Genomic DNA, 18214 nt, shown 5'->3' on the forward strand with positions numbered 1-18214 from the left:
GTGTCGCTGGTAGTCAGGCGCCCAGCCGCATGATCTTGTGCTGGCCGGTTGCGAAGCCGATATGCTTCTGTTCCATGTAAAACTCAAAACTCCAGTCGCCGCCATCGCGGCCGATACCACTGGCCTTGACCCCCCCGAACGGTGTGGGCAAGTGGCGGACGTTTTCCGAGTTTACCCAGATCATCCCTGCTTCGAGCCTGTCGGTAAAGCGCAGGGCGCGGGTCAGGTCGTTGGTCCAGACATATCCTGTCAGACCATAGGGCGTGTCGTTGGCAATGTGCAGCGCTTCTTCTTCGCTCGAAAAGGGTATTGACGTCAGGACCGGGCCGAAGATCTCTTCTTGCGCAATACGCATGTTGTTGCTTGCATTGGTGAAGAGGGTAGGGCGGACGAAAAAACCCTCGTCGCCAACGGTGGTTCCGCCCGCAGCGATGGTCGCGCCGTCTGATCTGGCGATGTCAAAATAGGATGTGACCTTTTCGAAATGTTCTTCGGTCACCAGCGGGCCGATTTCGGTTGTCGGGTCGAGCGGATGGCCGACCTTGATTGTGTTGACGCGTTCGACCAGCCTGGTCTCGAATTCCTCCTTGATGGTGTCCTGCACCAACAGACGTGAAGATGACGTACAGCGCTCACCATTGATCGAGTAGATCATGAAGATCACCGCGTCCAGCGCGCGGTCAAGATCGGCGTCATCAAAGACGATGACCGGGTTCTTACCGCCAAGTTCCAGGTGCATCCGTTTGAGCGTATCCGCGCCCTGTTTGGTGATGATCGACCCGGTGCGGCTTTCGCCGACAAAGGCGATGGCCTTGATCAGAGGGTGCTCGGTCAATCGTTTCCCGGCCTCTTCGCCAAAGCCGTTGACGGTGTTCAGCACGCCGGGCGGCAAGCCGGCCTCCTCAGCGATCTCGATCAGCAGGCGGGCGGTCAGGGGACTGGCCTCTGCGGGCTTGTGAACCACAGTGCAACCTGCGGCCAGCGCCGGAGCGATTTTCCATGTCGACAGCATGAACGGCGTGTTCCACGGTGTGATGACACCGACCGGGCCAATCGGCACGCGTGTGGTGATGTTCATCAACGTGGACGATTTCAAGTGCTGGCCGTCGCGGGCCTGCACCACCTGATCGGCGAAATAGCGGAAATTCTCGGCCCCGCGCAACGCCGCCTTGGACATGAAGCGAAGGGTTTGACCGGTGTCCCAGCATTCGCAAAGGGCGATTTCCTCGGCCCGCGCTTCGATACACTCCGCGATGTTCAGCAGGATTTTCCGCCGCTCGGTCGCGGCCATGTCACGCCAGCTTTCGAACGCGCCTGCCGCAGCTACGGCCGCCGCATCTATGTCGGCGGCTGTCCCGTGGGCGACATCGCAAATGACTGACTTGTCGACTGGAGACACAGTCCGAAACACGCCACCCGACCCGTTTCGATCCTGACCTGCGATCCGGTTGCGAATACCGGTTTCGCGAAAGCGGGAAAGGTAGCTGTCGAGTTTCGCGAGGTTGTCGTCCAATACGGTCATTGCGAGTGCTCCAGATGGTCCCGGATGGTCCCGGTCTTTGCAGAAAGGTCCGGGTCTATGTCGCGTATCTCCAGCGACAGGGCGATCGAGTGGTGCGCCATGGCTGGTGCAAGAAACGCTTGGGCAGCCTCGAATATGCGATGTGTGGCGCCCTTCTTGACATCCAAAGTTCGGCCCGCACGAAGACGGACGGAAATGTCAATGAACCCGTGTTTCGGATCACCGTCCGCGATCGAACAGAAATCGCAGGCAAAGGCGCGCACCCTTATCCCGGCCAGGGGAAAAACACCCGTTTCAATCCCTGCCAGCCGAAGCGTGTTGCACAGGGCCGCCATATCGACGATCTGCTCCAGGTTTCTGGAATACTCGATGTTGAAATGCGGCATAGTACCTCCTCACTACTTCACTTGTTAACTAAAATTGGCAGAATGTCAACCGTCTACAGCACCAAGCCGCTTGGGCTTGTTCAGAACAATAGGGCAGGCAGGACTGTGGCGATTTGCGGAACGAACCAGATGATTGCGACCGCCACGGCTTGCAGCAGGATGAAGGGCGCCACTCCGGCATAGATATGTGCGGTTGTCACCTCGGGTGGAGCTGCGCCCCGCAAGTAGAACAACGAAAAGCCGAAAGGCGGCGTCAGGAACGATGTTTGCAGATTGATTGCGATCAGAACTGACAGCCAGATCGGATCGTGCCCCATGACGATCAAGGTCGGCAATACAAGCGGCAGTACGATCACTGAGATTTCGACAAAATCCAGAAAGAAGCCGAGAATGAAGATAAACAACATGCAGAAAAGAAGTGCGCCATTCGCGCCCCCCGGAAGTTTCTGCAGAATAGCCGCCACGCGGTCTTCGCCGCCCAGCCCGATGAATACGAGTGAAAAAACCCCGGCCGCCAAGATTGTTGCGAAGATCATCGAGGTCATCGTCAAGGTCGACGTCAGCGCAGGCTGAATGATCTTATGTGCAGTAAGCGAGCGGACTGCCGACAGGATGGAAACACCGCCGACAACGGCAAGGGCAAGATAGACAATTCCGACACCAGCCTCGAATCCGGTAAGGTCACTGCGTTGAAACCGAACGGGAAAAAGGCCGGCGCCAAGTGCCAAAAGGGTCAGCGCGGTAACCCCAATAAACAACAGACGCTTGCGCTCGCCAGTTCTTTCCGCGGCCAGAAGCGCGGCGCCAATTCCGCCGACCGAAGCTGCCTCGGTCGGTGATGCGATGCCGCTGAGGATTGCGCCCAACACTGCAAGAATGAGAAGGAACGCGGGCAGGATCGCGCGAGATATTTCGTTCAGATCAGGCTTGCGACCATTTCCCGGCGATGGCGGTAAATCGTTCGGGCGAAGCATACCGCGCGCAAGGATATATAGAATGTACAGGGCGACCATTGTCAGACCGGGAAGCAGAGCCGAGGCAAAGACCTGACCGACAGAGATGGTTTCGATGGAAAACTTGCCAAGTTCATACTGGGCTTGCTGATAGGCGTTCGACACCACGTCAGACAGGATGATCAACAGTGTCGAGGGCGGGATGATCTGCCCCAGGGTTCCGGCGGAACAGACGATGCCTGACGCAACACGGGGATCATACCCGGCCCGCAGCATGGAGGGCAGGGCGATCATCCCCATCGCGACAACTGTCGCCCCCACGATTCCCGTCGAAGCGGCCAGAAGCATGCCGACCAACACCACCGAGATACCCAAACCGCCCCTGAGCTGCCCGAAGGATCGGCCCATCGTGTCCAGCATGTCTTCGGCGATCCGGCTTTTCTCAAGGACTGCTCCCATCAGAACAAAGAGCGGAATCGCGATCAGGACGTTGTTGGTCAAAAGACCATAGATACGCTGCGACATTGCGCCAAGCAGGGACAGGTCCATCACGCCGAGGACCCACCCCAACAGCGCAAACAGAATGGCGGTGCCTGCGATGCTGAACGCCACCGGAAAGCCAGACAGGATGACGGCGACCAACCCCGCGAACATGATCAGGTCCAGGTATTCAGCCATCGCGTGGCCTTTCCGCCAAAAGCCGCAGGACGCAGGCCACAGATTGAAGCAGGACGAGGACGCAGAAAAGCGGTATCAATGACTTCAGCAGAAACACTGCTTTGATCCCACCGACCGAGATCGGGCCTTCCATAATCTTCCAGGAATTTCGGACCGCAGGCCAGGACCAGTAGAAGATCATGATCATCGCGGGCATAAGCAGGAAAACATGCCCCGCAAGGTCGATACGCCGACGGCCCGTCGGCCCGAGCTTGGCATAGAAAATGTCGACCCGAACGTGACCGTCCACCAAAAGCGTGTAACCCGCCCCCAACATGAACAGGGTTGAATGCAGATAAAGAACTGACTCTTGCGTTGCGATAGTGCTGAAACCGAAGGCATAGCGCGCGACGACAATGGCAAATTGAATCAGTAGCATTGCCAGTGCGAACCAGCGCACCGCCAGACCGGTTGCACGATTGATGCCGTCAAGCGTCTCGATGAGCCTTTTCATCACCACCTCAAAAAGAACCGATGCGCATGTTCACGCATCGGTTCAGGCTGATCGCCCGATGACTCAATAGCCCAGAACGCTTGCGCGGGCGTTCATTTGCCCGTTGTCGGCAAAGGTCATGTAGGCCCCGACAGAATCGCGGTAATCTACAAAGTTCTGAGTGATGCGGCGCACCAGTTCGTCGTCGTCATTGGCAAGGTCTTCCATGACCTCTGCCGCGGCAACACCCATGGCAACGACCACGTCGTCCGGAAGCTGCCTGACCTGCACCCCTTCGTTTGCGACCATGGCCGCAAGCGCCTGTGCGTGCTTGGTGGTGTATTCGGTCCAGACCGGATTATAGAGGCTTTCGCAGGCAAAACTGACGGCCTGCTTCAAATCGTCCGGCAGCCCAGAATAAACCTCGAGATTGACCGCACATTCCTCCGCTGAAGACGGCTCACCCACGCCCGGCCAGTAATAGTTCTTGGCAACCTGGAAGAAGCCGAGCGCGCTGTCCGTCCACGGGCCGATGAACTCTCCGGCGTCCAGCGCACCGGTCTGCAGCGCCTGAAACATGTCGCGCCCGCCCATGGCTTGCACCGCCATGCCGAGCTTGGAGCACATCTCGGACGCAAGACCGGTGGTGCGGAATTTGAGCCCCTTGAGATCATCGACGGAATTGATTTCGTCCCGGAACCAGCCCTGCCATTGCGGGCCGGAGTTGCCGCACAGAAATGGCTTTAATCCGAAACGTCCGTACATTTCGTCATACAGGGCCTGACCGCCACCGTGATAAAGCCAGCCGAATTGCTCGTCGGCCCTGAGGCCAAACGGCTGCGACCCGAACAACAGGATGCCCTTGGACTTGGACCCCCAATAGGCTGGAACCGCGTGGTAAAGCTCTGCCGTCCCCTCCGAGACCGCGTCGAACACACCGCGCCCCGGCACCAGCTCTCCGGCGGCGAACAGTTTCACTTCGATGCGTCCGCCGGACAGGTTGGTGATCCGATCCGCCAGCATCTGCGCAGCAACGCCCGGCCCCGGCAGGTTCTTGGGCCACGCGGTGACCATCTTCCATTGCCGGATATCCTGTGCAATCGCCGGGCTTGCCAATGCCGTGGCCGCAACGCCCGTTACACCCGCTTTCACAAAATCTCTGCGTTTCATTGTCTCCTCCCCGTTCAATACTTGTTATGCGTACCATATTCACTTTCAGGAATAGACATAATTCCGTCAACGATTAGTTGCGGGTCTGCCCGCACGTAGTGACATGGCTTGACTTGTTTGCTCTCCAAGCGCCTTGTTCGCGAAATGCAGAAGGAGGCGGGGCGAAGATGCAATTCGATCAGGAACTTGAAGACCGGCTTGTCCGTTATGCGGCCATCGACAGCCAAAGCGATGCGGAATCACCGAACTCTCCCAGTACAGACATTCAGTTGGATGTCTTGCGTTTGCTGCTGGCCGAACTTGCCGGAATGGGCGCTCAGGATGTCGAGTTGACGGACTATGGTGTTGTTCTGGGAACAATTCCGGCAACGACGTCCGGTCCGACCATCGGGTTTCTGGCCCATGTCGACACGGCGCCGCAGTTCAATGCCAGCGGGGTCAAACCAAGGGTGATCAAAGGCTACAATGGTGGCGATATCAGTTTTCCGGACAATCCCTCACTTATTTTGTCCCCTGACGATTGTCCTGCTCTGGGTGAAAAGGTTGGGCATGACCTTGTCACCGCGTCGGGTACGACTTTGCTGGGGGCGGATGACAAGGCCGGCGTCGCAATCATCATGACCGCCGCGCGGCATCTTTTGAAGAACCCGCAGATACCCCATGGCCCCATTCGTATCGCATTTACTCCGGACGAGGAAATCGGGCGCGGGGTAGGCGAGCAGCTTCCGAAGGATCTGGCTGCCGAGTTTGCATATACTTTCGACGGCAGCAATGTCGGAGAAATCGAGTACGAAAGCTTTTCCGCCGATGCCGCAGAAATCACAGTTTCAGGCGTGTCGATCCATCCTGGCTGGGCCAAGGGAAAGCTGGTCAACGCAATACATCTGGCATCCAAGATCGTTTCGATGCTGCCACAATCGACAATGACGCCAGAGGTGACCGACGGTCGAGAAGGGTTCATCCATGCGACCGACATGACCGGCGGATCGTCGGAGATGAAAATCAAACTGATCCTGCGCGACTTCGAACTTGACGGCCTAGAGGCCAAGGGGCGACTTTTGCGACAGGTCTGCGAAGCGGTGCAAAGCTCGGAGCCACGCGCAAAAATCGAATGCAAGGTCACGCCGCAATATCGCAATATGCGGTATTGGCTGGAAAAAGACATGACGCCGGTGGCCCTGGCCTGCGCCGCCAGTCGCAGGATAGGTGTCGAACCGGTCTCGATTCCAATTCGAGGCGGTACGGACGGTTCGCGTTTGACCGAACTTGGGGTACCGACGCCAAACTTGTTCACTGGAATGCAGAATATTCATGGCCCGCTGGAGTGGATATCGGTTCAGGACATGTCAGTCGCGACCAACCTATGCCTGACCCTGGTCGAGCTTGCCGCCACGGATTCGTGACGACGCACAGCCAGCCTCTCGGCCCTTGCTGCACCAGGTCAACGCGTTCAAACCTGAGCGCAATGATCGATACGATCTGCAGCTTGGTTCGCCAGTCTGCCACACAACCGAAACTGCCGTAAAATCCTGGTGAGCAGGTGGGTTCCAAACACTGGTTCGAGCAAATTCCTATTTATGCAAAAGCATATTTCGGGGCGAATCAATGAATGCTCTGAAAGTATTCAGAGGGAGAGATCCGGATATCGACAAGATCATTGTCGGACGCTGTAAGCAATGTGATTTTCGGCCCGACCAGTCCGGCGGGTCGACCCGATGCCAGGACCGAAACCGCTTGATTAAGAGCCATGACCCCCTGCAATTCGGGATCGTCGAAAGGAACTGCCAGAACGCTGCTATTCATCAAGCCGCGCAGAACGGTCTGGCTGATGTATGTCGAGATCAGTTGCGGTTGCATTGGTGCACGAGAATTTGCGAACAAACCAATCGCGGCTTCAGCCGCCGCTGCCCTGCCGATCAAGTAGTCGATGTCGGGGTAGAGCGCGAGCGCGGTTTCGACGAGCGCCAGTTGCTGGCGCAACCCCGTGTCCGCCCCAAAAACGTCGATGACGTCAACGGAGCTCTCGGTAAGACCATCGCGCAACCCTTGATCCAATGGCCCGGTCCAGCCAGCTTCGGTGGGTCCAGAGATAATTACTGCGGTCTTGGGTGGTGACCCGGTGTTGTGCCGTTCCGCGAGATACTTCCCGACGGCATACCACATATCCTGCCAGTCCACACCAATACGCCCGCTGAGCGCCGTAGCATGCAGTTCATTTACCAATCCGAATACGGGGATATCCTCGGCGGCTTGTGCGATAGCCGTCGTCAAGTCAGTATGATCGGAGGTAACCGCACCGACCAAGATTGCGTCGACACCTCAAGCGTGACAACACCCGTTAAGGGGTTTGGCGTTTCGCAGACACAATCGCGTTTCATCATATGTTAAATAGCGGCGCCTAGTTTCAACCCGATCCGAGTTGAGGCAGGCAATGGGGTTTTTTCGGTGCTGAATATCAAGGATTCAGAAGCCCAGGCCGGGAAAGGATTCGGAGCAATTCGAAAGGTTCTGGTGGTCGATGACAGCCGCCTGCAACGCCGCATTCTCGTTGGTTCTCTGAGAAAATGGGGTTTCGAGGTGATCGAGGCGGACAGTGGCGAAACCGCGATCGCGGTGTGCCGCCAGAACCCGCCCGATCTGGTGCTCAGCGACTGGGTGATGCCCGGCATGAGCGGGTTGGAGTTTTGTCAGGCGTTCCGGTCGTTGGAGCACGAGGAGTACGCCTATTTCATCCTGTTGACCTCAAAGAGCGAAAAGAACGAAGTGGCGCAGGGGTTGGATGCAGGGGCGGATGACTTCCTGATCAAGCCGCTGGGCGCGGATGAGCTGCGCGCCCGTATCTCTGCAGGAGCCCGCATCCTGGGCATGCAGCGGGAATTGTCCGAAAAGAACCGCATCATTGAAAAGGCGCTGGGCGAGTTGCGGCTGGCGCATGATGCCATCGACAAAGATCTGATTCAGGCCCGAAAGATACAGGAGTCACTGGTGCCTGAGCTGACTCGCGAATTTGGCACGTCGCGCGTCAGCCTGTTGCTCAAACCTTGCGGTCATATTGGTGGGGATCTGGTGGGCGTGTTTTCTCCGGGGGTGAACCGGTTGGGGTTTTACAGCATCGACGTGTCCGGGCACGGGATCACTTCGGCGATGATGACGGCCCGGTTGGGCGGCTATCTGTCCAGTACTTATTTTGACCAGAACGTAGCGATGGAAAAGCGGTTTGACCGTTTCTATGCGTTGCTGCCGCCCGAGGAGGTGGCTGCAACCCTCAATTCCCGTCTGATCGCTGATACCGGGGTCGAGGAGTATTTCACCATGGCCTATGCTATCATCGATCTCAGGAATGGCCATCTGAAGATGGTCCAGGCGGGCCATCCGCATCCTCTGGTGTTGCGTCGCGACGGACAAGCAGAGTTTCTTGGCGAAGGCGGCGTTCCGATTGGGTTGCTGCCGAACGTGACCTATGAACGTGTGGAAACCTATCTGGAACCCGGTGACAGGCTGTTGTTGTACTCGGACGGCTTCACGGAATGCCGTCTGGAGAATGGCGGAATGTTGGAGCCGGAAGGGTTGCTGGATCTCGTGCGGCAATGCGGGCCGGATCTGAGCGGGCAGGAATTCTTGGACGATCTGTTCTGGAGGTTGACCCAGGTCATGTCGCCCGAGCACGGGCTGGATGACGATGTTTCAGCCGCATTTTTTGAGTATAACGGCGTACCGCAACCATAGGAAACAGGCGTAGCCTCTTTTGCCCTTCGGGAAATCGACTCTGGGTATAATAAACCAGAATGCAGCAGAATACCCGCCGGTCAGAAACCCTGAGCGTGCCAGTCGGCGAAATGGCGGTCGCCAGCGTTGCCCAGACGGTAGGAGGCTTCGTCCGCCTCCATCCACAAAGGCTCGTGAAACGATTCGGTTGGCGGACCCATGCGGCGCACGGGGCGGGCGCGGTAGATCAGACAGATTTTTTCGGCCCACAGGTCGTATTCCGGCATGTAGGCGAAACGTCGAAAGGCGCCGACGCGTTTGGGCGTCGCGATCACCCAGCCGGTTTCCTCATAGACTTCGCGATGCAGGGCGGTGATTGGCGATTCTCCGGGATCGATACCGCCGCCCGGCAGTTGCAGGTCGGGGCCGGGTTCCATCTGACAGGTCAACAACAGTGCATTGCCACGCGGCAACAAGGCATAAACCCCGACGCGGCGGGTGTATGTCCTGCCCGGTTCGGGGGTTTCACCGAAACGCCTGATCATGTATGGCCCCTTTCAACCAAATCAGTTCGACTTATATGGTGGCGGTATGCCAACCTGCGGCGTTTAAGGAAACCCCATGTCTCTTGGAACGAAAATCGCGTGGGACGACACTGTCCTGCCCTTTCAGCTTGACCTGCCTGACATGCGTGGTCGGGTGGCCCGGCTGGACGGGGTGTTGGACGGCATTCTGAAGCAGCACGACTATCCCGTTCAGGTCGAAGCGCTGGTGGCCGAGATGGCCTTGCTGACCGCGTTGATCGGGCAGACCATCGCGCTGCGCTGGAAGTTGTCGCTGCAGGTGCAATCCAAGGGGCCAGTGCGGATGATCGCGACCGATTACTATGCGCCGAAAATCGAGGGAGAACCGGCGCAGATCCGGGCCTATGCCAGTTTCGACCGTGATCGGCTGAGCGAGGGCGCGCCTTTCGATCAGGTCGGCGAGGGGTATTTCGCGATTCTGATCGACCAGGGCAAAGGTACGCAGCCTTATCAGGGGATCACGCCATTGTCGGGTGATTCGCTGAGCGCCTGCGCCGAGGCCTACTTCGCCCAGTCTGAGCAGTTGCCGACGCGTTTCTCGCTGAGTTTCGGCAGATCGATGGAGCCCGGCGTGAACGAACATTGGCGTGCCGGCGGGATCATGTTGCAGCACATGCCCAAGGCGTCGCCCTTCGTGGCCTCTGGCGGCGGGTCGGGTGAGATTCTGAGTGCCGATGACCTTGTGGATGGCGAGGAGGGTGAAAACTGGAGCCGGGTCAACATCCTGCTCGATACCGTTGAAGATCTGGAGCTGATCGGCCCGTCGGTACAGCCGACCGAACTTTTGGTACGCCTGTTTCACGAGGAACAGCCGCGCGTCTATGACACGCAACCGGTCAAGTTCGGGTGTACCTGTTCCGAGGAACGCGTACGGCAAAGCCTGTCGATCTATTCGGCCAAGGATATCGCGAAGATGACCACGCCCGAAGGAACTGTGACTGCAGATTGCCAGTTTTGCGGTGCGCATTATGTGCTTGATCCTGCAACGGTCGGCTTCGAAGCGGACCCGGATACCGGTGCGTGACGCGGTCGACCTGCTGTTGGCGGCGCTTAGCCGTCCGGGCCCCGGGTCAAGCGATTTCGATTTGAACCCGGACACGGTTCTGCCTGAGGGGCGCAAGTTGCGCCCTGCGGGAGTTCTGGTGCCTGTGTCTCTTATCGGCGACGGCCCGCGCGTAATCCTGACGAAACGGTCTTCGGCCCTGAAGCATCACCCCGGCCAGATCGCCTTTCCCGGTGGCAAGCAGGATGAGGGTGATGTTGACGTCACCGCCACCGCCTTGCGAGAAGCGCAGGAAGAAATCGGGTTGCCGCTCGATTTGCCGCGTATTCTGGGGCAACTGCCCGCGCACGAAACGGTAACGTCGTTCACCGTCACTCCGGTTGTTGCGGTTTTGGAGCGCGGGTTCGACCCGATTCCGGAGCCTGGTGAGGTTGAAGAGGTGTTTTCAGTGCCGCTGAGCCATGTGTTGAATCCGCAGAACTACATTGTAGAATCGCGGCGTTGGCGGGGCCAGCGGCGGCACTATTTCACCGTTCCGTTCGGCCCCTACTACATCTGGGGTGCAACCGCACGGATGTTGCGGGGGCTGGCGGCACGGGTGAATGAATGACGCGGATTACTGACGCGTGGGTGCATGATCCGGCAACGCAAAAGGTATGTGCGGCGCTGACTGGCGGTGGTGCACAGGCCCTGTTTGTCGGGGGATGCGTGCGCAACGCTCTGCTGGGCGCGCCGGTTGCCGATATCGACATCGCCACCGACGCAAGGCCTGAACGCGTTGTCGCCCTGGCAGAGGCTGCGGGGATCAAGGCGGTTCCCACCGGTATCGACCACGGCACCGTGACCCTGGTAAGCAACGGCATCCCACATGAGGTCACCACCTTTCGCCGTGACGTGGAAACTGATGGCCGCCGGGCTGTAGTGGCCTATTCCGATACGGTCGAAGAGGACGCTGCACGCCGCGATTTCACCATGAACGCGCTTTATGCGCGGCCCGATGGAACCATTATCGACCCGCTTGGAGGATTGTGCGACCTGCAGGCGCGACGGGTAAGATTTATTGGCAAAGCCGAGGATCGTATTCGCGAGGACTATTTGCGCTCTCTGCGCTATTTCCGGTTTCATGCTTGGTATGGCGACGAGGAGGGGGGCTTCGACCCCGAGGCAATGTCGGCCATCGGAAGCGCTCTGGATGGTTTGGAGAAGCTGTCGCGTGAGCGGGTTGGAGCGGAATTGATGAAACTTCTGGCTGCGCCCGATCCGGCGCCTTCGGTTGCCGCAATGCGGATCACTGGCGTTTTGGGCCGCGTGCTGCCTGGCGCGGATGATCGCGCGCTTGCGCCCCTCGTGGCGATCGAAGCTCAGGCCGGGATTTCTCCAGATCCGGTAAGGCGTCTTGCGGGGCTGGGGCAACAGGCGATGGTGTCGACACTGCGATTGAGCAAGGCGCAGATGCAGCGCCTGACCCGTATGCATGATGCGGCGACAAATGCAGCTTCACCGGCCGAACTTGGGTACAGATACGGGTGGCAGGGCGGCATGAATGCCCTACTGCTGAGATGCGCGTTCCTGGAACGGCCATGGACACCCGATCTGGATGAGGCGCTGAAAACCGGAATGAATGCGCAGTTTCCGATCAGGGCGCGGGATCTGATACCTGACTACCAAGGCCCCGCGCTGGGCGCGAAACTGGCCGAGTTAGAGACGGTTTGGATCGACTCAGGTTTTACGCTGGGGCGAGATGAGTTACTGTCCCGGACGCGATAGTTCCTAAGGGGGTGACAGGCTGGTATCTTTCCGGCTAGGGTGCGCCTGTCACATGGATGGAGGAATGCGAATGTACTTCGGGATCTGGTTCACCTGAATCTGGAACGAACGACCCCGTGAGGGTGGTGTTCCGACACTGCCTTGTTTCGCATTTCTGATCTGACGGCTCAATTGGAGCACCGCCCATGTTTCGATATTTCGAAGATCTCGTTGACCCATTTGTACCCTATGCCGAGAGGGACGTGCCGCCGACGCAGCTATGGCCTTTCCTTCGCGACTATTCGCAACCGTTCCGCCGGGTGTTTGTTTTGGCGGCGCTGATGTCGGTGATCGTGGCCGCGGTCGAGGTTGTGCTGATCTTTTACATGGGGCGGGTTGTAGACCTGATGGGTGGTACGCCCACCGAGGTCTGGGATGCGCACGGGACCGAGTTGTTGCTCGTCGGTGCGTTCATCTTGCTGTTTCGTCCCTTACTGCATGTGGTTGATGTGCTGCTGCTAAACAATGCGATCCTGCCGAACTACGGCACGCTGATCCGTTGGAGGGCGCACAAACACGTCTTGCGGCAGTCGGTTGGCTGGTTCGAAAACGATTTTGCAGGACGCATTGCCAACAGGATCATGCAAACGCCGCCTGCTGCAGGAGAGGTGGTCTTTCAGGTTTTCGATGCGATCTCGTTTTCACTGGCCTATGTAATCGGAGCGGCAATTCTGCTCATGGCGGCTGATGTGCGGCTGATGGTTCCATTGCTGATTTGGTTTGTTCTGTACGGGTTTCTGGTGCGCTGGACGATCCGGCGTGTTGGTCCTGCGTCCAAATTGGCATCGGATGCACGTTCAACTGTGACCGGGCGGGTGGTAGACAGCTATACCAACATCCATTCAGTCAAGATGTTCGCGCATGACGATCATGAACTGGATTATGCGCGGGAGGCGATCGAGGAAACGCGACGCACATTCCAGGTCGAGATGCGGATTTTCACCGTGATGGATACAGTTCTGGTGACGCTCAACGGCCTGCTGATTGTGGGCGTTGTCGGCTGGGCCATTGCGCTGTGGATGCAGGGGCAGGCCTCGGTCGGGGTGGTTGCGGCGGCGGCGGCGCTGACGTTGCGCCTGAACGCCATGACCGGTTGGGTCATGTGGGCAATGACAAGTTTTTTCCGCCAGCTTGGCGTTGTGGCCGAAGGGATGGAGACGATTGCGCAACCTATTGCGCTGGTCGATGCACGGGATGCCAGACCGTTGCAGCTAAGCGACGGGCGGATCGAATTGCGGAACCTATCGCATCATTACGGACGCGAGGCCGGTGGGCTTGACCGTCTGAACCTGACCATCGAGCCGGGTGAAAAGATCGGTTTGATCGGGCGGTCCGGGGCGGGAAAGTCAACGCTGGTCAAACTGCTTTTGCGGTTCTACGACTCTGATCGGGGGGCAATTCTGATCGACGGCCAGGACATCGCGAAAGTGACGCAGGACAGTCTGCGTCGCCATATCGGGATGGTCCAACAGGACAGCGCGTTGTTGCACCGGTCGGTGCGTGACAACATTCTTTATGGCAAACCAAACGCCTCGGAGGCTGAGGTTATCGCGGCGGCAAAGCAGGCCGAGGCGCATGAATTCATCCTTGATCTCGAAGACCCGCAGGGTCGCAAGGGCTATGACGCGCATGTGGGGGAGCGGGGCGTCAAGCTGAGCGGAGGGCAGCGGCAGCGGGTTACGCTGGCGCGGGTGATCCTGAAAGATGCGCCGATCCTTCTCTTGGATGAGGCGACGTCTGCCCTAGATTCAGAGGTTGAGGCAGCGATTCAGGATACGCTTTACGGCATGATGCAGGGCAAGACAGTTATTGCGATTGCACACCGGTTGAGCACTATTGCGCAGATGGACCGCATTCTGGTGCTGGACCGCGGTCGTATCGTCGAACAGGGGGCGCATAGTGACTTGCTGGCGCAGGGGGGGCTTTATGCTCAGTTCTGGGCGCGACAGTCTGGCGGCTTCCTGAATCCTGAGGCTCCAGAATGAGAATTGCCGACCTGATCGAACCATTCCATCAACCGGAAACGCCCCCACCACAAACGCTGGGGGCGTTCATCCGATGGTGTCTGGCGGGCGCTTGGCCCGCGCTGTTTCTGGCGGCCTTCTTTTCGGCTGCGGGTGGCGCGATGGAGGCGGCCACAGCCTGGATACTGGGTCGGGTTGTCGACACGGCGGTCAACAGTGGGCCCGAAGCAATCTTCAGTGTAAGCAACGTTGCACCCATACTCGGGGCGGCGGCGTTTTTCATGCTGCTCCGGCCAACTGTGGCCGGGCTTTCGTCGGTGCTGAACAACTATGTCGTCATGCCCAACATTCAGCCACTCGTTTTGTCCAAGCTTAACCGGTGGACGCTTGGGCAATCGGTGACTTATTTCGACGATGATTTTGCGGGCCGGATTGCGCAGAAACAGATGCAGACCTCCAGCGCTCTGACATCCGTTGTATCAGACGCGATCAGTGCCGTGGTGTTTGCGCTGGCCTCCTTGGTTGGATCATTAGCCTTGTTAGGGTCTATTCATCCGTTGGTAATGTTGCCGTTCGTCTTGTGGCTGACCGTCTATTTCGGGTTGGTTCGCTGGTATTTGCCGCGCATCCGAAAACGGTCGGGTGCGCGCGCGGGTGCGCGCGCGATGGTGTCGGGGCAGGTGGTGGATACGATCACCAACATAAAGACGGTCAAACTGTTCGCCCATGCTGAAAACGAGGATCAGGCTGCGCGAAAATCTATGGTCGAACTGCGGGAACGTTCGCTCGATTTCGGGCGTCTTTCGGCGAGTTTCCGGTTCATCCTGATGACGCTGGCAGGAATTCTGCCGGTGTTGCTTTTGGGATCGACGCTTTTGCTGTGGCAAGCGGGCACGGCGAGCGCGGGCGACATTGCGGCGGCGGGAGCCGTGTCGATCCGTATCGCCCAGATGACCGGTTGGGTCAGTTTCACGCTCATGGGCATGTATGCGCACGTGGGTGAAATCGAAAACGGCATGAAAACCCTGACGGCCCGCAGACGCATACTGGACGAAGCGAACGCAACCGAGTTGGGCGTAACCGGCGGACGGATCAAATTTGACAATGTGACCTTTGCCTATGGGCGCGAAGAGGGTGGTGTACAGGATCTTACGCTGACGATCGCACCGGGCGAAAAACTGGGTATCGTTGGTGCGTCCGGAGCCGGAAAATCCACGCTGGTTTCGCTTTTGTTGCGGCTCTATGACAGGGAAACCGGCGATATCAGCATCGACGGGCAAGATGTATCCGCGGTCACGCAGGACAGCTTGCGGCGCCAGATCGGCATGGTCACGCAGGAAACTGCGATGTTCAATCGTTCGGCTCGGGACAACATTTTATACGGGTGTCCCGAGGCAAGCGAAGACGAGTTGATCGCAGCGGCGCGAAAGGCCGAAGCTCATGAATTCATCCTGAACCTGCAGGATGCGCAGGGCCGCATAGGTTATGACGCGCATCTGGGCGAGCGCGGTGTAAAGCTTAGCGGCGGGCAGCGACAGCGGATCGCTTTGGCGCGCGCCATTCTCAAGGATGCGCCAATTCTGGTGCTGGACGAAGCCACCAGCGCGCTTGATTCCGAAGTCGAGGCCTCGATTCAGGCCGCGCTTCACCGGGTGATGGAAGGAAAGACGGTGCTGGCCATTGCGCACCGTCTGTCAACGCTTAGCGAAATGGATCGGATCATCGTACTGGATCACGGGCGGATTGTGGAAACGGGTACGCATGAGGTACTGCTGACTAAAGGCGGCCTTTACGCCCGTTTCTGGCATCGCCAGTCGGGCGGTTTTATTCGAACCGAAGCCGCAGAATAAGGCTTTTGCCTGCGCCCTCGTCCCGCTATCAGGCCATGCATGAGACAGGAATACACCATTCAGCGGCTTGGGCATCAGGGCGACGGAATTGCCGCAGGCCCTGTTTATGCCGCGCGTACCTTACCCGGTGAGGTGGTTAGCGGCGTTCTGACCGGGGCGCACCTGACGGATATCCGGATTGAGACACCTTCGGATTACCGTATCAAACCGCTGTGCCGCCACTACAAGTCCTGCGGTGGGTGTCAGTTGCAACATGCCTCGGATGAATTTGTGGTCGAGTGGAAGGTTGGCGTGGTCCGCACTGCGCTAGCGGCGCAGGGCCTAGAAGTATCGATGCGGCCGATCCATACGTCGCCTGAGCGATCGCGCCGCCGGGCCGTCATTGCTGTGCGCCGGACCAAGAAAGGAACTCTGGCCGGGTTTCATGGCCAGGCCTCAGACGTGATCACCGAGATACCGGACTGCCACCTTCTGGACCCCACGCTGATAACAGCAATACCTGTTGCCGAGGCGCTTGCGGTGTTGGGCGGTAGTCGCAAGGGTGTGCTGGCCGTGACTCTGACGTTGTCAGAAGCAGGATTGGACGTGGCAGTCAGGGGCGGCAAGCCGCTGGACGGCCCGTTGGAACTGGCACTTGCGCAGGCGACCGAACAACACGGCTTGGCTCGGCTGACGTGGGATGACGAAATCATTGCCACGCGCGTGTCGCCCGTACAGAGTTTCGGGTCGGCTGCGGTCGTGCCGCCGCCCGGTGCGTTCCTGCAGGCGACAAAGGACGGTCAGGACGTTTTGTTGCAGGCGGTGCAGGACATCTTGGCGGATGCCGGAAAGGTTGCCGATCTGTTTGCGGGATGCGGGACCTTTTCCTTGCCTTTGGCGCAGAAGGCCGAAGTGCACGCGGTCGAGGGCGATGCTGCTATGATCCGGGCGCTGGATCAGGGTTGGCGTAAGACGCAAGGTTTGAAAAGAGTCTCTACCGAAGCGCGTGACCTGTTCCGTCGGCCCCTGATGCCAGATGAACTGGCAAAGTTCGACGCCATCGTTCTGGACCCTCCTCGTGCGGGAGCCGAGGCGCAAGTGGCGGAAATCGCTAGGGCAAAGACACCGGTCGTGGCCTATGTTTCGTGCAACCCGGTGACCTTTGCACGCGATGCAAAAACATTGAAAAGCGCCGGGTATGTATTGGAATGGGTGCAGGTTGTAGACCAATTCAGATGGTCGGCGCATGTGGAACTTGCGGCGTCCTTCAAACTGAAAGAGGCAGGAACATGAGCAGTCTGGAAAGTGACACCATCGGGTTTCGTCAGCGTTTGGACGCATTCACAAGCGCGCCCGGATTCGGGCGGTTCATCACCGCTGTGATCATTTTCAATGCCATCCTTTTGGGGATGGAAACCGCGCCTAGCCTGATGGAGCGGTTCGGCCCGTTAATCGAAACGCTGGATGCGCTGTGCCTTGGGGTTTTCATCTTGGAAATCGCAATGAAGCTTGCAGCACGCGGGCGACGGTTTTTTCTGAATGGGTGGAACCTTTTCGATTTCACCATCGTCAGCATCGCCCTGATACCAGGTGCGCAGGGTTTGTCGGTGTTACGAGCCTTGCGGATTTTGCGGGTTCTTCGGGTCATATCCGTAGCGCCAAGCCTGCGCCGCGTTGTCGAAGGATTCATCAAGGCGCTTCCCGGTATGGCCAGTGTGTTCTTATTGATGGCGATTATCTTTTATATCGGTGCAGTGATAGCAACCAAGCTGTTCGCCAATTCCTTTCCGGACTGGTTCGGTGATCTGGGTCTGTCGGCCTATACGCTTTTCCAGATCATGACGCTGGAAAGCTGGTCGATGGGAATCGTTCGCCCGGTGATGGAGGTTTATCCGTATGCCTGGGTGTTCTTTGTGCCATTCATCATGGTGACGACTTTCGCGGTGGTGAACCTGCTGGTCGGCTTGATCGTAAATTCAATGCAGGATGCCCATCACGCCGAGGATGAAGAGAGAACCGACGCCTACCGTGACGAGGTGCTGGAACGGCTGGAGGCGATAGAACAGCTGATCACAAGCCAAAACCCGACAAAAAAGTGATTTTGGATTTTGGCTTTTGTGGCATAATGGATGACAAAACAAA

16 protein-coding genes are annotated in these 18214 nt (G+C 58.3%); 9 read left to right on the forward strand and 7 right to left on the reverse strand.

Going from position 1 to position 18214, the window contains the following annotated elements:
• Positions 1-13: 13 nt before the first annotated feature.
• The 5 genes from hpaE to ACR0LZ_RS12200 form a co-directional block, all read right to left on the reverse strand.
• The gene (gene hpaE, locus ACR0LZ_RS12180) at positions 14-1522 is read right to left on the reverse strand and encodes a 5-carboxymethyl-2-hydroxymuconate semialdehyde dehydrogenase (RefSeq protein WP_480750079.1); all 1509 of its coding nucleotides are present in this window, start codon (positions 1520-1522) and stop codon (positions 14-16) included.
• Positions 1519-1908 carry a 5-carboxymethyl-2-hydroxymuconate Delta-isomerase gene (locus tag ACR0LZ_RS12185; protein WP_480750080.1) on the reverse strand — a complete coding sequence of 130 codons (390 nt, stop codon included), beginning with the start codon at positions 1906-1908 and terminating at the stop codon, positions 1519-1521. Before ACR0LZ_RS12185 ends, hpaE begins: the two co-directional genes overlap by 4 nt.
• An 80-nt stretch (positions 1909-1988) precedes the next feature.
• The gene (locus ACR0LZ_RS12190; protein WP_480750081.1) at positions 1989-3539 is read right to left on the reverse strand and encodes a TRAP transporter large permease; all 1551 of its coding nucleotides are present in this window, start codon (positions 3537-3539) and stop codon (positions 1989-1991) included.
• Positions 3532-4032 carry a TRAP transporter small permease subunit gene (locus ACR0LZ_RS12195; protein WP_480750082.1) on the reverse strand — a complete coding sequence of 167 codons (501 nt, stop codon included), beginning with the start codon at positions 4030-4032 and terminating at the stop codon, positions 3532-3534. Before ACR0LZ_RS12195 ends, ACR0LZ_RS12190 begins: the two co-directional genes overlap by 8 nt.
• 63 nt (positions 4033-4095) lie before the next feature.
• Positions 4096-5181 (reverse strand): TRAP transporter substrate-binding protein, encoded by a 1086-nt coding sequence (locus tag ACR0LZ_RS12200; RefSeq protein ID WP_480750083.1) that lies wholly within the window; start codon positions 5179-5181, stop codon positions 4096-4098.
• 167 nt (positions 5182-5348) lie between these two features.
• Here ACR0LZ_RS12200 and pepT point away from each other — a divergent pair, with 167 nt between their 5' ends.
• Positions 5349-6584 carry a peptidase T gene (gene pepT / locus ACR0LZ_RS12205; RefSeq protein WP_480750084.1) on the forward strand — a complete coding sequence of 412 codons (1236 nt, stop codon included), beginning with the start codon at positions 5349-5351 and terminating at the stop codon, positions 6582-6584.
• 199 nt (positions 6585-6783) lie between these two features.
• On the opposite strand, the gene torT is transcribed toward pepT, so the two are convergent.
• Entirely contained in the window at positions 6784-7488 is a 705-nt protein-coding gene (torT, locus tag ACR0LZ_RS12210; RefSeq protein ID WP_480750198.1) for a TMAO reductase system periplasmic protein TorT, read from the reverse strand.
• 138 nt (positions 7489-7626) lie between these two features.
• On the opposite strand from torT, the gene ACR0LZ_RS12215 reads away from it, so the two are divergent.
• Positions 7627-8907, forward strand: a complete 1281-nt coding sequence (locus tag ACR0LZ_RS12215; RefSeq protein WP_480750085.1) for a PP2C family protein-serine/threonine phosphatase — start codon at positions 7627-7629, stop codon at positions 8905-8907.
• An 80-nt stretch (positions 8908-8987) separates the two neighbouring features.
• On the opposite strand, the gene ACR0LZ_RS12220 is transcribed toward ACR0LZ_RS12215, so the two are convergent.
• Positions 8988-9431, reverse strand: coding sequence for an NUDIX hydrolase (locus ACR0LZ_RS12220; RefSeq protein ID WP_480750086.1), 444 nt, complete (start codon positions 9429-9431; stop codon positions 8988-8990).
• Positions 9432-9507: 76 nt separating this feature from the next.
• Here ACR0LZ_RS12220 and hslO point away from each other — a divergent pair, with 76 nt between their 5' ends.
• The 7 genes from hslO (at position 9508) to ACR0LZ_RS12255 (ending at position 18171) form a co-directional block, all read left to right on the forward strand.
• Entirely contained in the window at positions 9508-10494 is a 987-nt protein-coding gene (gene hslO, locus ACR0LZ_RS12225; RefSeq protein ID WP_480750087.1) for an Hsp33 family molecular chaperone HslO, read from the forward strand.
• Positions 10487-11083 (forward strand): CoA pyrophosphatase, encoded by a 597-nt coding sequence (locus ACR0LZ_RS12230; protein ID WP_480750088.1) that lies wholly within the window; start codon positions 10487-10489, stop codon positions 11081-11083. The genes hslO and ACR0LZ_RS12230 overlap by 8 nt, the downstream gene beginning before the upstream one ends.
• On the forward strand, positions 11080-12240 hold the full coding sequence (locus ACR0LZ_RS12235) for a CCA tRNA nucleotidyltransferase (protein ID WP_480750089.1): 1161 nt from the start codon (positions 11080-11082) through the stop codon (positions 12238-12240). The genes ACR0LZ_RS12230 and ACR0LZ_RS12235 overlap by 4 nt, the downstream gene beginning before the upstream one ends.
• Positions 12241-12425: 185 nt before the next feature.
• On the forward strand, positions 12426-14264 hold the full coding sequence (locus ACR0LZ_RS12240; protein ID WP_480750090.1) for an ABC transporter ATP-binding protein: 1839 nt from the start codon (positions 12426-12428) through the stop codon (positions 14262-14264).
• Complete coding sequence (locus ACR0LZ_RS12245; protein WP_480750091.1) at positions 14261-16093, forward strand: ABC transporter ATP-binding protein; 1833 nt, start codon at positions 14261-14263, stop codon at positions 16091-16093. Before ACR0LZ_RS12240 ends, ACR0LZ_RS12245 begins: the two co-directional genes overlap by 4 nt.
• 39 nt (positions 16094-16132) lie before the next feature.
• A complete protein-coding gene (locus tag ACR0LZ_RS12250; protein ID WP_480750092.1) occupies positions 16133-17365 on the forward strand; it encodes a class I SAM-dependent RNA methyltransferase in 1233 nt (410 codons plus the stop codon).
• The gene (locus ACR0LZ_RS12255) at positions 17362-18171 is read left to right on the forward strand and encodes an ion transporter (RefSeq protein ID WP_480750093.1); all 810 of its coding nucleotides are present in this window, start codon (positions 17362-17364) and stop codon (positions 18169-18171) included. Before ACR0LZ_RS12250 ends, ACR0LZ_RS12255 begins: the two co-directional genes overlap by 4 nt.
• The last annotated feature ends 43 nt before the right edge of the window (positions 18172-18214 follow it).

It is taken from the genome of Ruegeria sp. CI1, assembly GCF_056536925.1.